This window comes from Paenibacillus sp. PAMC21692 (genome assembly GCF_014303795.1).
Taxonomy (GTDB): Bacteria; Bacillota; Bacilli; order Paenibacillales; family Paenibacillaceae; genus Pristimantibacillus; species Pristimantibacillus agaridevorans.
This window is the reverse complement of the sequence record NZ_CP060293.1, coordinates 3,095,736-3,110,240: the sequence shown is the minus strand read 5'-3', so window position 1 is coordinate 3,110,240 and position 14,505 is coordinate 3,095,736. Positions and strand designations below refer to the sequence as shown.

Sequence of the window (14,505 nt, the reverse complement as noted above, 5' to 3'; positions counted from 1 at the left end):
ATACCAAATATTAAGACCGTAGTCATCGCTAAAATAATGGCAACCAAGCGTTACGGTTGTTTGAAAACACTTTTGTTTCTTCCGGTATTTTTCGCTTCATATAAGCTTTGGTCAGCCAATTCGAATAAATGAGCAAGATGAGTCGCGCTAGCCGGATAAGCTGCAATGCCGGCCGATATAGTAATGAAGTCACCACATGGACTCACGGTGCTTTCTACTAGCTTTCGTAGCTTCTCAGCAACTTGATACGCTTCATCGCCACTCCTGTCATGGAGAAGCAACACAAACTCCTCACCGCCATAGCGGCAACAAATATCTTTTTCTCTTGATACTTCCTTCATTTTTTGGGCTAGAAATATCAAAACTTCGTCACCTTTAGAATGGCCATAGGTATCATTAACCCTCTTAAAATGATCAACATCTAATAGAATGACGGAAAATCCCACCCCATCCTCCGACCACTTCTGAGTTTGTTCATCTAACGTCCGTCGATTTGTAAGCTTCGTCAAAGGATCTGTTTTAGACTGGTAAGTAAAATAGTCTACTCTATCATGGAAAAAACCAAGACTATAGGTAAGTGCTTTTTTTAATTGTATGGCTTCATAATACCAAGTACTAACCTTTTGCATACTTTTCTCTTGATTATTTTGCGTGCTTGACTCCGTAAAATGCGCTAGTTTTTGTAATGGTTGAGCAATCAACTTGGATATAAATGAAAGAAGTATTAAAGAAATCAATAAATACGGAAGTGATTTAACAATCATTCCGTTCATCATGTCCGAGGTGGGGGCTAATGAAGCTGCCGCTGGCCGCTGAGATACAATCCCCCATCCAACAGAAGGAACATAGGCATATCCTGCAAGCATATCAACGCCTTGTGTGTTTATGACGCGGGCAACTCCGCTTTCTTTGTTCATCAGTTTCCGCACGACTGGGTTATGCGACACCAGCTCATTGATCCGATTTGGCATTTGATGATAAATAATACGACCGTCTTCGTCTACAACGTATACATAAGATCCATCATTGTAGAAGTGCTCTCCTAATATCATGTTCAATATATTGGCTTCTTTTAAATACAAGCTGCCGCCAACTAAACCAAGATATTCCCCATCTTCATCTACGATCGGATGAGAGATGAAAATAATCAAACGCCCCGTTATGGATAAATAGGGCTTAGATATAAGCGGTCGCTTCCCTTTTAAAGCTTCCTGTCCGCCTGTAGAATCCAGAAGCTTCCCAACTACATCCAGTGTTTGAGGTGACGTCGCAAGAATTTCGCCGTCGGCAGCTACAATCACAACAGAGTTAAACGTGTTTGTCTGCTTTTTCAAACGATCAGCCTCTTGAAGAAGCTTTGTCTGGGAATAATTATCTCCTTTCATGTATGACGAAATGTCCTTGGAGCTTAGTTCCAAGGTTTGTAGAGTCATGTTAAAAAAAACATCCGTTGTATTGGCAAGTTTTTGTGCGTAGACTCGGTTAGTTTCCAGAGTGTTTTCTATAAGTGTTTGCTGGCTGATCCGATACCCCGATGAGATGCTGCTAAATAGAGTGAAAATCATTGAAAGCAGTGCCGCTGATAAAATTAAATACTTTAACGAGAGCTTCATGGATGTGACATATCTCCTTTTTCATATCTAGAACAAATATATCATATTCACAGACGAAAAAGAGCCACTCCCCCGTATAATTACGCGGTGTGGCTCTCCGATTCATCGCATTCCGACACATTCCTGTTCACTCGATGCTGATGCACATTAAATAACATTTGTTGTATGATATACAGTAGATTAACGGAGATTGAGGACAAACTAAAGGATGATGAAAAATGAATCGCGATCAGCCCCAACCTGGACGGAAAAATTATCAGCTTCGGCTGCAAAATATGATCGATCATTTGCGTTCCGATATATTAAACGGAGTGTACGCGCCCGGCGATTTGCTGCCCTCCGAGCTTAAGCTCACAAAATTATTTCAGTTAAGCAACAAGTCGGCTCGAAAAGGACTCGACGCTCTGGTTGAGGAAGGTTTAATCGTCAAAGTGGACCGGGTTGGCAGCCGAGTTACGGAGCAATTGCCTGGCTACTTCCAGTCGATATCATTTGGCTACAGCTCTTCTATCGAGCGGGATTTTGCGCTGCCCTTGCTTATCGAAGACTTCCGCAAGCTGCATCCGACAATCCGGGTCAAGGCGCTGCCCTTGCAATCGGTGTCCAATTATTTGGGCACCGTCAAAGATTATATGAACAGCGGACTTCTGGATGTGTGCACGATTAACAATCTCGACTTTCAGCATTTGGAGGAAAACAACGACATCGATATGCTTCAGCCTCTCGTTCCGCAAACCCATACATACCGTTTTGCACAGAGGGCCTTCACCCAGGGGCAAACGCTTTTGGCTCAGCCTATCGTCTTTTCTCCGTTAGTGCTGGCCTATCATCGCACGCACTTCCAGGAAGCGAATGTGCCTGAACCCGACGGCAGCTGGACCTGGCAAGATATTATACAGCATGCCAATACGCTTGCTGTCCCTGGCCAGCGGCACGGTTTTTATTTCTATCTGCTGTCGGATAATCGCTGGCCCGTCTTTTTGCTGCAAAGCTGCATGGACTTTGCGATGAAACAGCAGGGCGCATTCCGTCTGCATGGCACTCCTCTGCTAGAAAGTATTCGGCTCTGCAAAGAATTGATTAATAATCGCGCGGTTTTCCCTCGTTATTTGTCCGAAAGCAACGACGATGTCAACGAACTGTTCCTCCAAGGAAAGGTATCAATGATTTTGACCACCTATACGTCGCTAAACGATTTCAAAGATTTGGATATCCAGTATGATATCTCCCCCGTCCCTTATTTGTTCGAGCCGCGAACGCTTCTAAACGTCATTGGCGTGGCGGTAAACCGGAATTCCAAGCAACCTCAAGCCGCTGCCGCTTTCAGCGACTATCTGGCTTCGGCGCGGGCGCAGCGTATTTTGCGAAATCAAACCATCAGCCTGCCCGCGCTGAAGACGGTCGCTGAGGAGCCTTTGGAGGATGCCACCAGCCTAAATCGACCTTCGCGCTACGATTTGTTCCGCGAGACGATCTCCGCTTTTCGTATGAATCGGGATTTGAATATGACTTTACATTCGTTTTTCACTTTAAAAACGATTCTTAAGCAATATTGGTCCGAGTTCATTGACGAAGAGACGTTATGCCGTCAGGTCGAAGAGTTATTGAATTCGCCGTCAGCAAAGGGGGGCGTCTATGCGGAGGAGTAGAATCGGAATCGCCAGGAGCGGGTGACGAAGCTACGATTTAACCAATCGAAGCAACTCGGCGGCATCCTCAAGGAACTGCTTGGGATCGTCGTTTCGCACAAATTCCAGCATCGCAAAGCGACGGTTCCCCGCTATTGGACGAAAGTGCTGGACATACGCTCCCCACTCCTCCGAGCCATCGGAGAGTGGAAGCCGCTCGCCAAGCTGCCAATGATACACATGAACATCTGCAAGATACGGCAGTACGCCTTCCAGAGATTCGAGCCGCTGTTCTACCGACAGCGTTGTTGGGGGCTGCCAGTTCGTCCTGACATTAGGATGGTCTGCCGCCTCAAGCAGTGCGATCGTCGATTCAAGGGTATCGGTCAGCGTATTGGCATGGTACTCCAAATGAATGCGAATATTCTCCTTCTGAGCTTGATCGGCAATACGAACGATGTCTGCGGTTACCTGATCCCGCCAGCCTGGATCCGCCGCTTGGCTGCCTTTGTTGCCGGCCCAAATCCGTATGGCCGGCGCACCCAGCGCCACCGCGCTTGCCAGGACATCCTCGAAAGACGGTACATCCGAATCAAGAACGCCGGCCTTGTAGTACGAACCGTAGGATGCGATGATGAGTCCCGCTTCTTCCGTTACTCTTTTTACATGATGCGCAACCTCCACATTGCCATGGGGCACATGGATGTCCCCTCCCCATTCGATGGCATCCAGGCCGGCTTGAACCGTCAGCGCAACGATTTCTTCGGGCTGTAATTGGCGAAACGTAATGGACAGCATGCCAGTTTGCAGCATATCAGCTCACTCCTTCTATCATTTTTTCCAATCCGATAGACCTAATATAAGCCGCACGCTCCAAAATGTCTAGAAAACAACGACGCCCGAAGCGCATAATCAGCCCGACCCGCTAAAAACAGGCGTGCTAACTTCCTATCGAAGGCTGTCTATTCATTGTGCAAAGGTGAATTCGCGGGCAAGTGTCCGGTAAGAAATGAACGGGAGCAACTGTAACGGAAATGAGAGGCGTTATTTCAGTAAAAAGCCTCGCTTCGCAAATCTAATGGAACTGACAGCCCTTATGATGGGCAAAAGTCCGCGGTTTGCCTGGATTTCTCACGAATAACGTCGCAGAGTTCCGTTAGATTTTAAAATCACGCCAAACGAGCCATATAAGGTTCTTCATTTCCGTTAACAGCTTGGCGATGATTGAGTGCAGCTTCATTTCCAGTTTTGCACACAATGAATCGACGGCCTCTATCGGTCACTATGCCAAAGGGCTTCACTGTGTTAGTATTTGAGGTATCGTCAGGAAAGCGCACTAAGAGGACGGATCATTAGCAATTATAGATGGAAGGGAGATACATGACTGATCATGAGCAATCAGGAGAACAGAATTGAACAATATGATCGAAATATGAGGCCCGACGGTGTGAATGAAGACATCATAAAGTGGCATTCACCCAAGAGGAGTCCTTTTCGAATTTCAGGTCTTGCCTGGTTTGCGGAAGAGGGCACGTATCGGAGACTGCCAACTGCGCCAAAGGCCGTGTTGCCTGACGCGGTAGATTATTTGGCCAATCATCCGGCGGGTGCGCAAGTTCGTTTTCAAACCGACTCCCCTTCATTGTCGGTAAGAGTAAAGCTTGCAGGCAAGGCGAATATGTCACATTTGCCAGCGACAGGACAATGCGGAGTGGATTGTTATATCGAAACATCGAATGGTCTGCAATACTGCAATACAACCAAATATAATATCGAACAAACCGAATACGATTGCGTTTTGTTCCAAGACTGGCATTCCGAAATGCGCAATATCGTTCTCTATTTACCGTTGTACCAGGGCGTGGAAGAAATAGAGATTGGCTTGGAGGAGAATGCCTCCATATTGCCCCCGCCGGACTATGTGACGGACAAAAAAATCATTATATACGGAACCTCTATTACCCAAGGGGGCTGCGCATCGCGTCCGGGTATGGCGTATTCCAACATTTTGAGCCGCCGAATCCCGATGGAATTTTTGAATTTAGGATTTTCGGGAAGCGGCAAAGGCGAACCAGAGGTAGCTGAGGTTATTGCCAGCATTCCTAATCCTGCCTGTTTGGTTCTAGATTACGAAGCGAATTGTGTAAGTACCGAGCTTTTTAAACAAACGCTCCCTGAATTTATCCAAATCTATCGAAGCGTCCACCCTCAAACAAAAGTGCTGATCGTTTCAAAAATCCGTTACGCCAGAGAAAACTTCCCGGATCACAGGGAACTGTATCAGACAAGAATGGAGTGCAAGCAATTTCAGCAGTCACTCGTTCATGAGCTTCGATCCAAAGGCGATCAAAATATTTTCTTTATCGATGGCTCTGACTTGCTTGGCGCCGATTTTAATGAGTGTACGGTAGATGGCGTGCATCCAACAGACTTGGGTTTTCTCAGGATGGCGGACAGGCTCGAGCCGATATTTAAATCGTTGCTGCTATAGGGATAAAAGGCGACAGAGACTTGTCTCTATCGCCTTTCTGTTTGATTGATTATAAATATACCGTAAGATTCACCGTTGCTTTGTGGGAAGTTGCTGTGTAGACGATGATTCCGTCAGATACTCTTTTTCTTGTCCAGTTGCTGTCGAAGCTTTCCCACGGATACCATAAAACGTGAGCCAGGCAAATGAGCCAAACCAAATAGGACTCCGGTCGCGATAATTGAAATCCAAAATGCAGCCTCATTGGACGGTGTCAACCATAAAACCGCCCACATTGTCAAGCTGAGTAATCCCCAGCGGAAAATAATCTCCTCCGTAATTCCACCCGAGGTTATTCGCGTTACAAGTCCAAGCTGCTGCCTGGTTTGCTCGGTATTCGATGCCCGCTAGCCTGTCTGTTCGGTTTTAAAAGATCAGCTTCATCATAATAATGTAATGTTCTAACCGGAATACCCGTCATTTCCGAGAATTTCACCAATCAAATAGGTTCTGTTCATTCGCACTTCCCCCTTCCGTCTATCTTCATTGTAATACCTACATTAACTGTAAGTGCAAGCTTAATGTGACATGCGTCGTGATTCATATTCCGTTATTCCCCATAGAAGTTAATTGTTATCTTGCAAAAAAACAGGAGAGTACACTGCAATGTTTCCCTGACCTCTTGTCAATTTCTGCGCATAAATTTCCTCAGGCATAAAAACGGCCAGCAAATGTTCGATCATTCGTTCTGTATCCGCTTCCCCTCCACAGGCGTAGCAATCTAACGCAGCAAATCCCTTCTCTGGATAGGTATGAATCGAAAGATGGCTTTCCGAAAGCAGGACCAGAACGGTTGCTCCTTGAGGTTGGAACTGCTTGGATTGTACCGAACAAACTGTTGCTCCAGCGATCTCCGCCGCTTCGACCAAACGTGTTTCAAGCCAGTCAGCATTATTAAACAATTGAAAATCAACTCCCCAAAAATCTGCTACAATATGATATCCCAATGTAGAAAAATTCACTTTTTTTACTCCTTTTCTTGGATCTATATTTTGATTACGAGTACTCCCCAGTCAACCTGATTTTAGATACGAGCTCAAATATCTCCTGTCCGCAATGTGGACAACCGACATTTTTAAGCTGCTCAATCGTGGCATATTCTCCGGTTATACCTACACTTGCTTCTGTTGCACATTGCTTGCAACGATACGTCCTGATCGTTCGCCTTACTTCTCCCGTGTACAAGGCATCCTCGAACTTGCCTGTATATTCCGGATACGTTTGATCGGTTGTGCGCAAAACAAACATCTGACTGCGACCCGCAATCATTTCGGCCGCTTCATATGCATTAAATCGTGGGAGGTTCATACTGACAATCAAGCCCATTCGCACCAGCTCCCGCTGCATGGCCAAGGTGAATGAGGGCGATTTATGAGCAAATGACAGAAATATCGGCAGCCCAGTCTCTCGTTTCAAGGCTTGAATGCCACGTGATAGAAATAAGCCCATGCCTTGCAACGTATATGGCGGATCCGTGAAAAAACAGTCGTATCGTTCGTGCAAATTTTCGGGAAACGGCTCCCTAAAATCTACATGATGACATCGAATGGGAAGATTATGGGCTTTTGCTGTCTCATCAACGTATTGCAAAAAACGCTTGTCGATATCCAAAACATCCACCGACGTGGCGACATGGCCGCCTGCTGGAAACAAGCGTTTCAAAAGCAAGCCTATCGACACGCTTACCAAGTCATCGTCGCCTATACAGACCATTCTTTTACCAATCAATGCGGATTGCTTTAAGCACAGAACAGCTCTGCGCAAGCTCGTTTCCGGTATACATTTGGATTGATCAATCTGCACATTAACGGCAGGCCGATGCGCAAAAAGCTCATCCAACAGATTCAATTCTTCCTCCAACCCTTCAAGCCAGACATTATCTTGAAGCAACTTTTGATAGAGAGAGCGATTTAATCCCAAATAGCCTCCGCCTTGCTCAATCCGCTGTATGCCTTCTGATGTACAACGAACGCCGCGATCCTGAACCAGAGCGCCCGATTTAACCAGTTCCCGCTTTATTGCTGCGGCAACCGGCGTTGGCAGCAACGTTTTGCGCGCCAATTCCTTTGTTGAAATTCCAGGACTCATATAGCATGCGATCAGCAATTGCTCGATGACAGACGTTCCCTCCTGTAATACGAGTTGCTGTTTGACTTGTTCGATCAGTGTTTTCACCTAATTCCTCCTCGTTCATCATGGCTCTGTTTTGATTCCGATCAGCCTTGGCGCATCGTTACCTTAGCCTTCCTAAAACTTTTCGAAAACGCAAAAAGGCAGAGATGAACATACGTCATCTCTGCCTCAAAAATAAACCTACTTGCGTCATAACCACAAAAAAATCGCGCTAAAATACAGCACGGATGCGGGTAATCATACAATTAGTCTTGGGGCTGATTTTATCCGTTTGTTCTTAACTAATTCCGAAGCATTCTTATATGCTCAAGAAATAAAACCACGCTAATTCAGCAAATGGCATTTCTAAGCACTCAGAACCTTCAAGTATGGAATTGATTAGTTAAGAACCACTGCAGACATCAAGACATCCCCTTTTAACAATATACAATCATTATATGCTTAGTAGTATCATAAATCAACAAACAAACGCGACATTCAAGCTGTTACCGATATCCACTTTTGCCATACGATTTCGATAACAAGCAAAGCTTTAACACTGCAAGTTTAAGGATTAGCGAAGTCTTTTATATTTTGGTTTTTTACTCCCCACTCACATAACTGCTCCAGAACCGGTAATAAAGTTTCGGTTTTATCTGTGGAGATTTATCTAACAAACGCGCAGGAACATTCCGAGCCAGTCATCGGGAACTTTTCCTGATAGCGCCAGAAAGAAGCAGAGGCTTCGCTCCTGTCTGTTCCAAAAATAAGAGCCGCATTAGATGCGACTCTATTACCCATCCTGTATTTGTGTTAAAATTCCAATTCGTGTACTGTGCCTACCGGCTGGCACATAAGCTCACAGCCTCCCGGCGTAATGACGACGCCTTTCTCCCAGCGGATGCCGAAAGTCGGCGTCATGACAAAGGTATCGATCTGGAACGTCATGTTCGGCTCCAGCAAGTACTCGGACGACGTCTCCATCCAAGGCGCTTCCACCTCGATCATTCCCGTGCCGTGGCAAGGACCGTACAGGTAATTGTCCGCATAGCCGTTATCGCCAAAAAATTTAATGAAGCCTTTCGCCACATCGCTCGCGACGACGCCCGCTTTGAGCTGAGCTTGCGTCCATTCGTGCGCACGGAGGCCAAATTCGATAACATCGCGGCGCTCCGAAGTCAATTTGCCAAGGCTGATCGGCAGTCCGACCGCGGCCGAATAGCCGTCGACTTTTGCGGATAAGTTCAATTGCACGATGTCTCCCGCGTTAATGACGCGGTGCGAAGAACGGGAAATCGCATGGCTCGTCGACTTTTCGCTGAATATATACATCGGTAGACCTTCGTATTCGGCGCCATGTTCGTAAATAACGCGCTGGGCGACGCCAACCATCTGTGATTCCGTAACGCCCGGGCGGATCGTCCGGATCACTTCTTCCGTCGCAAGCTCGGCAATACGGTAACCTTCGCGCATACACGCCAACTCGTTGACAGATTTGATCCGGCGCAGAGAGACCATAATGTCGTCCGCACCGACGATTTCCGCCTCTGGGTAGTTGTTCTTAAGCCCTTCCATCATAACGACCGTCGTGTCTAGCAGGCTGGCGACGCCGATTTTCAGCTTGTCGCCCGTTAAGCCGAGCGCCTTGAAGACGTCCCGATACGTGTTGGGCCTAAGCTCGGGATACGCAGGGTTGGCCGACTCACGGTATTCCATGAGCGTGAAGATTTTATCGATTTTGCCGAAGTCCGAAGCATAGACGGTGCTCTCCGGTCCAACGAGGAGCGCGGCGTCTCCCGCAGCCGTAATAACGACGCCAGCCCGCTCGAACAACGGCCAGAAGCCGCTAAAATACCGCGCGTTCGCATAGTCCGCTTCGTTGGAGTTGACAAGAAGCGCGTCCAATCCTTTTTGCTGCACCAGCTTTGCCGCCCGTTGAATTCTTTCCTTATACTCGTAGTCCGGAATACAGATCCTCGTTGACATTGTAATCCTCTCCCTTATCCTATTTTTTCATTGAGTGCGCTTTTAACGGATTTCACCCTTGTTCCACAGTCTGGCGAAATCATCCGCGCGATGGAAAGTCGAGCCCATATCCTTCAGCCGGTCGATCAGCAGCGAAAACTCCTTCATCGCTTTATCCCCGCAACCAAGTGTCAGGAAGCGATCCGGCGTAACGGTTGCTTCGCCGTAATGATAGCTTTCCTGGATCGGAATGAACTCCCACGGGTGGAAATAGAAACAAAGCACGACCGGCAAATTTCTATCCTTGAGAAATTTCAAGAACCCTTCGATATGCTTCATCAGCGCGTCGGTTCCTTGCGTACGGAACAACGGCCATTGATCGCGGTCGCGCTCCAGTCCCGGGTCATTGCTCTTCATGACCATGTCGGCGAAGTTGGGAATTTCGACGATGTTCATATCGCCTTCTTTCGTCCAGTCGGCCGAGCTAGGATTGTACGGAACATATCGCTCCCGATAGAAGTACATCGGATAAGAGGCGTCCGACACATAATTTAGCTTCTCCAGTGAATTAAGCAACGCAGTGGAACCCCAAAGTCGGGGAGCGCGGAACGAAACCGGCTGCTCTCCTAGAACTTGCTGCACCCACTCCGTTGCTTTCTCGATACGAAACGGGACCTCCTCCGGAAGGAGTGGAACGACCCCGGGAATCGGGAACAATTCATCTCCGACCGTCTCATGGAACAAAGAATGGCAGCCGACTTCGTTGCCGCTTTGCTTTACAAGCTCTACGCTCTCCGGATTTCTCCGCGCCGCATCCCCCGTATAGTAGAACGTTCCCTTAATGCCCTTCTTATCAAATAGCTCGACAAGCGGTGCTGTAGCATTCTTAACCCCGTCATAATAGGGCGTAAAGCTTCCTACGTCCGTCTCCATATCGAAGCCGAATATAACTTTGATATTATCACTCATCTATTCATCCACTCTTCTCCGTAAATATAATTGCGAAAATAAAACACTTTACTCGCTGAAGCCCATCGTCGTATAGAAAGCCATATTGTCCTGTCTCGTATCCAGTCTGCCGTATTGAACGACGACCGGCGTGTCGCTTTCGACTTTAAGCGCATATTGCAATTCTCTTGGAATAATAAATCCTTCCAGATCATCCGGATTATCAAGCCGCAGACAGCGAACTCGCTCTCCGCCGATCTTAACTTTAATATCTTTAACAGGCTCGCGATCCGTAAAATAAAGCGTCAAGCTAATGTTTGCTTCATTACCTCCCAAGTTCAGTACGATAACCGACTCGTGTCCTTTCAGCAGGGAATCCCCCGCGGGCGGCAATTCGCAATCCGGGTAGATCCACAACGTATTGCCTTGACCATTGCTCATATTTTCACCTCCTCTATGCGTGGTGTCAGCCCTTATTCCCCATGCTTGATTGTTTCAGCAGAAGTACAGGCTCCAGCTCGATTTTCTCGTACTGCTTTCGCCCTTTATCGTGCTCTCTGCGCATAATGATTTCGGCAGCGATCGATCCGATTTCATAAGCGGGTTGAATGATGGCCGTGATACCCGGCGAGATCAATCCCGTTTCGTCATTCGCATCGAAGCAGGCAACTGCAATATCTTCAGGAATTTTCAGCCCGCTTTCGTAAATCGCCTTTATAGCGCCGTACATTAAGAAATCGTTGGCGGCCAATACCGCAGTCGGCCGATCTTCGTTCAGTAGCCATTCGCGCATCATTCGGTACCCGTACTCCTGCTTAAACGTTCCGACGCCTATCCAACGCTCCTCCGGCGTAATGCCGTTTTCCTCTAGACATTTTCGAAAGCCAAGCATTCGTTCCGAAGATGTGGATTGGTTTAACGGCCCCGTCATCATCGCAATTTTGCGGTGACCCTGATCGACTAGATGTTGGGTAATGCTTCTGCTCGCTTTCGCGTTATCGATCGCAACCAAATTAAAACGATCTTCCAACGAAGGCAAATTGTCGATAAATACAAACGGAATGCCGGAATCGATATAAGGCTGAAACAGCCGGACATCCGAACCTACGGTGGCAATGACCAATCCGCTCACCTGATTTTGCAGCAGTACCCGAATGTACTCCTCTTCCTTGCCCACTTCTTCATCCGTATTACATACGAACACGTTATAACTGTTCTCGCTAGCCACCTTTTCGACGCCTTTGATGACTTTGGAATAGAAACTATTTGATAAATCCGCGACTACGACCCCGAGCGTACGAGCGCTCCGACGTTTCAAGCTTCGAGCTACTTCATTCGGTTGATACCCGGTCTGCTTGATTGCATCCAGTATGCGTTCCCGGGTCTTGGCGCCTACCCGCCCCGTTCCGTTAACGGTTCTGGAGACGGTGGACACCGATACATTTAATTGTTTGGCAAGATCTTTGAGCTGCACGGCATCTCTCCACTCCTTTTTGATCTGAGACAACGTTTGCGCAAATAGCAAGAGTTGGCTCCCATCCGCTTCCCATGCGGAATCTCATTAATGCGAGCTATCCGTTAGCGCAAGCGACTTGCGGTATTGTGCAAATTCGCTATCCAGCACGCTTTGCACTTGGTTAATTTTCCAGCGCAAATGCGCAGTGTCCGTCATATACTCCATGCTCGGTTCCCAGCCAAGCCGCGAATCGGCTTCCACCAGCGGGATCGTATCCTCCGCATTTGCGATTTCACGGCGAGCCAACTCCTCCATCCGCTCCATCAATGCCAATGCTTTGCCGGTATCCCCTTCGCTCAATAGCTGTCGTTTCAGCTTCCACCACTGCTTGACATGGATCGTCGTCTTAATCGACCTGGCAATAAACTGCCCTAGACCAAACATTCTCACGCCTTCTTCTCTTTTTCTATCCGGAGTCCTTTTTAGCGCTTCTTCCAACAACTCGTTACCGGTGTCCATTAGCTCAAGCATCCGCTCGAGGCTCCTGATTTCCACGTCGATGCGGGATACGCCAAGCGATTGCCGCGGATCTTCTAGCGGATCGTAATCCGTCAATACGATTTCGTTGCCGAACATCGCATGTTTGACAGCCGGCATTTGAACCGCTTTTTTAAACATAGCATTGCGGAAAACGAGTGGATAAGACGGCCCAACGCGAAACGGTCCGTACTGGTCTTCGTTTGTCGGGATATAATGGGTGATCGCTTCGCTCCATGCGTTCCAAGCTTCCACTGCAAGAGGCGCAGCCGCTTCGCCAAAGTCGCGCTTGGCTATCATCGCGAGCGCTTCTTCATACGTAGGGCTCGGGCTCCAGTAAGCCCACTTTGCGATCTCGCTAACAAAAGACGGCCACCAGCCGAAATGATGGGATTCCATTAAGCCGCTTAAACCCCAGTCCTCGCTAGCCTTCTTTAATGCCTCATGTCTTTTGTTCCACTGCCCCGGAAACGGCTCGTAAGGAATGACCCCGAAATCCCAAGTAAGCCCGCCCGTATTGCTCATCGCGTGCAGCTTAATGCCGCGTTCGCGAGCCACTTCCGCCTCGCTGCTAAAATACGCGCCAGGCCCGACGTTTGAAAGCGTATAGTCTACGCAAACGTGAGTTACATGCTCATTGCGTATTTGCTCGAACATCTCGAACGTCACTTGCAGCGTAATATTTTCCGGCAGCGCGCGGATAAGCTTCAGGCGATCTTCCTTCGGCGCCCAGCCCCAGTTGTACGTCCAAAATACGATGTCCGCGTCCGGGTTATGCGCGCGAATCGTTCCCGACAACAGGTTCAGCCACTGCGGAAAGTCTTGACATGGCCACCAACCTGGACTCGGCTTCGTTTGCGGTTGATCGGCTGGCCAATCAAGCCGCAGCTTGCCCGTCGTATTTGTATCCTTGCTCGGGAATTCGCATGATTCCCCGACGAGAATAACGCCTTTGAACCTTGGGCACGCCTTGAACACCCGTCCATAGGTGCTTTCGTAATATTGTTTCGCATCCGGATCATCCGGATGGAGGCGGCTGATCAAATAACTGTAAACATAGACATCCAGTCCGTAGAGCTCAGCGCGATCGACCAAATAGTTGAAATCCTGATAACCTTCCGGCGTTTCGTCAACGTCCTTTACAAACACCATAATTGCGTCGATCCCCGCATGTGCAAGCGCGTTCAAATGCGAATCGGGATAACGATCCAGCCCCCAGCCGGAATGGGCCATACGCGGCGAGAACAGCGGTTCGCGGGTATCATCCGAGCAAGCCAGCACCGGCGCTTCGCGCAAATTCATCTGATCCTCAAGAAAATAGCTCCCCTGCGCTGCCCCGCGTTCGTTGTAACCGCATACAATAATACGACTTTGCTGAGCAACTATTCGGTAACTTCGCGGCTTCTCAAGCTTACCGCCAATCGCGGGCAATTGCTCGCTCGTCGCCAGTACGATTACAAGCTCTTGCAAGGCTGCCGTTTCCGCAATATCCTTTACCCGCAACAAACGAACGGAAACGTTCATGCTTGTAAATAAGTAGTCCTGCAAATCCTTTGCCGTATGGACCAGCAGCGGACTGGCCGCATCATCGATAACGATGCGCCAGTCTTCCGAAATTTTCAGCTCGCCCGCTTCGGCGCGGACGCTGGAATCACGGCGATTCGGCTTATGAACCACTTCCAGCCGCTTGCGAAAATCGTAGTTGCGCTCCATCTT

The 14,505-nt window shown here is 48.2% G+C and carries 13 protein-coding genes; 2 read left to right on the top strand and 11 right to left on the bottom strand.

Annotated features, from left to right (window positions below; genetic code table 11):
* Positions 1–50 precede the first annotated feature (50 nt).
* Entirely contained in the window at positions 51–1,613 is a 1,563-nt protein-coding gene (locus tag H7F31_RS12215; RefSeq protein WP_187104394.1) for a sensor domain-containing diguanylate cyclase, read from the bottom strand.
* Between the two features lie 218 nt (positions 1,614–1,831).
* On the opposite strand from H7F31_RS12215, the gene H7F31_RS12210 reads away from it, so the two are divergent.
* Positions 1,832–3,262 (top strand): extracellular solute-binding protein, encoded by a 1,431-nt coding sequence (locus tag H7F31_RS12210; RefSeq protein WP_187104393.1) that lies wholly within the window; start codon positions 1,832–1,834, stop codon positions 3,260–3,262.
* A 30-nt stretch (positions 3,263–3,292) separates the two neighbouring features.
* On the opposite strand, the gene H7F31_RS12205 is transcribed toward H7F31_RS12210, so the two are convergent.
* On the bottom strand, positions 3,293–4,054 hold the full coding sequence (locus tag H7F31_RS12205) for a sugar phosphate isomerase/epimerase family protein (protein ID WP_187104392.1): 762 nt from the start codon (positions 4,052–4,054) through the stop codon (positions 3,293–3,295).
* Between the two features lie 577 nt (positions 4,055–4,631).
* On the opposite strand from H7F31_RS12205, the gene H7F31_RS12200 reads away from it, so the two are divergent.
* Complete coding sequence (locus H7F31_RS12200; protein WP_187104391.1) at positions 4,632–5,732, top strand: SGNH/GDSL hydrolase family protein; 1,101 nt, start codon at positions 4,632–4,634, stop codon at positions 5,730–5,732.
* A 113-nt stretch (positions 5,733–5,845) separates the two neighbouring features.
* Here H7F31_RS12200 and H7F31_RS34570 read toward each other — a convergent pair whose 3' ends face one another.
* The 9 genes from H7F31_RS34570 to H7F31_RS12155 all read right to left on the bottom strand — a co-directional run bounded on the left by H7F31_RS34570 (position 5,846) and on the right by H7F31_RS12155 (position 14,502).
* Complete coding sequence (locus H7F31_RS34570) at positions 5,846–6,067, bottom strand: CPBP family glutamic-type intramembrane protease (RefSeq protein WP_187105319.1); 222 nt, start codon at positions 6,065–6,067, stop codon at positions 5,846–5,848.
* Positions 6,068–6,072: 5 nt separating this feature from the next.
* Entirely contained in the window at positions 6,073–6,192 is a 120-nt protein-coding gene (locus tag H7F31_RS12190; RefSeq protein ID WP_187104390.1) for a MerR family DNA-binding transcriptional regulator, read from the bottom strand.
* Between the two features lie 145 nt (positions 6,193–6,337).
* A complete protein-coding gene (gene speD / locus H7F31_RS12185; protein ID WP_187104389.1) occupies positions 6,338–6,733 on the bottom strand; it encodes an adenosylmethionine decarboxylase in 396 nt (131 codons plus the stop codon).
* 34 nt (positions 6,734–6,767) lie between these two features.
* On the bottom strand, positions 6,768–7,946 hold the full coding sequence (locus H7F31_RS12180; protein ID WP_261800395.1) for a bis-aminopropyl spermidine synthase family protein: 1,179 nt from the start codon (positions 7,944–7,946) through the stop codon (positions 6,768–6,770).
* A gap of 750 nt (positions 7,947–8,696) precedes the next feature.
* Positions 8,697–9,869, bottom strand: coding sequence for a M24 family metallopeptidase (locus H7F31_RS12175; RefSeq protein WP_187104388.1), 1,173 nt, complete (start codon positions 9,867–9,869; stop codon positions 8,697–8,699).
* Between the two features lie 42 nt (positions 9,870–9,911).
* Complete coding sequence (locus H7F31_RS12170; RefSeq protein ID WP_187104387.1) at positions 9,912–10,817, bottom strand: polysaccharide deacetylase family protein; 906 nt, start codon at positions 10,815–10,817, stop codon at positions 9,912–9,914.
* A 48-nt stretch (positions 10,818–10,865) separates the two neighbouring features.
* The gene (locus tag H7F31_RS12165; RefSeq protein WP_187104386.1) at positions 10,866–11,237 is read right to left on the bottom strand and encodes a sensory rhodopsin transducer; all 372 of its coding nucleotides are present in this window, start codon (positions 11,235–11,237) and stop codon (positions 10,866–10,868) included.
* A gap of 25 nt (positions 11,238–11,262) precedes the next feature.
* Complete coding sequence (locus tag H7F31_RS12160) at positions 11,263–12,321, bottom strand: LacI family DNA-binding transcriptional regulator (protein WP_187104385.1); 1,059 nt, start codon at positions 12,319–12,321, stop codon at positions 11,263–11,265.
* Between the two features lie 36 nt (positions 12,322–12,357).
* Entirely contained in the window at positions 12,358–14,502 is a 2,145-nt protein-coding gene (locus tag H7F31_RS12155) for a hypothetical protein (protein WP_187104384.1), read from the bottom strand.
* Positions 14,503–14,505 lie beyond the last annotated feature (3 nt).

Bases quoted from the DNA above. Each gene is read 5' to 3' on its own strand.
- H7F31_RS12215 (WP_187104394.1), bottom strand. From the start codon at position 1,613: ATGAAGCTCTCGTTAAAGTATTTAATTTTATCAGCGGCACTGCTTTCA.
- H7F31_RS12205 (WP_187104392.1), bottom strand. From the start codon at position 4,054: ATGCTGCAAACTGGCATGCTGTCCATTACGTTTCGCCAATTACAGCCC.
- H7F31_RS12170 (WP_187104387.1), bottom strand. From the start codon at position 10,817: ATGAGTGATAATATCAAAGTTATATTCGGCTTCGATATGGAGACGGAC.
- H7F31_RS12155 (WP_187104384.1), bottom strand. From the start codon at position 14,502: ATGGAGCGCAACTACGATTTTCGCAAGCGGCTGGAAGTGGTTCATAAG.
- H7F31_RS12210 (WP_187104393.1), top strand. From the start codon at position 1,832: ATGAATCGCGATCAGCCCCAACCTGGACGGAAAAATTATCAGCTTCGG.
- H7F31_RS12175 (WP_187104388.1), bottom strand. From the start codon at position 9,869: ATGTCAACGAGGATCTGTATTCCGGACTACGAGTATAAGGAAAGAATT.
- H7F31_RS12190 (WP_187104390.1), bottom strand. From the start codon at position 6,192: ATGACGGGTATTCCGGTTAGAACATTACATTATTATGATGAAGCTGAT.
- H7F31_RS12165 (WP_187104386.1), bottom strand. From the start codon at position 11,237: ATGAGCAATGGTCAAGGCAATACGTTGTGGATCTACCCGGATTGCGAA.
- H7F31_RS12200 (WP_187104391.1), top strand. From the start codon at position 4,632: ATGAGCAATCAGGAGAACAGAATTGAACAATATGATCGAAATATGAGG.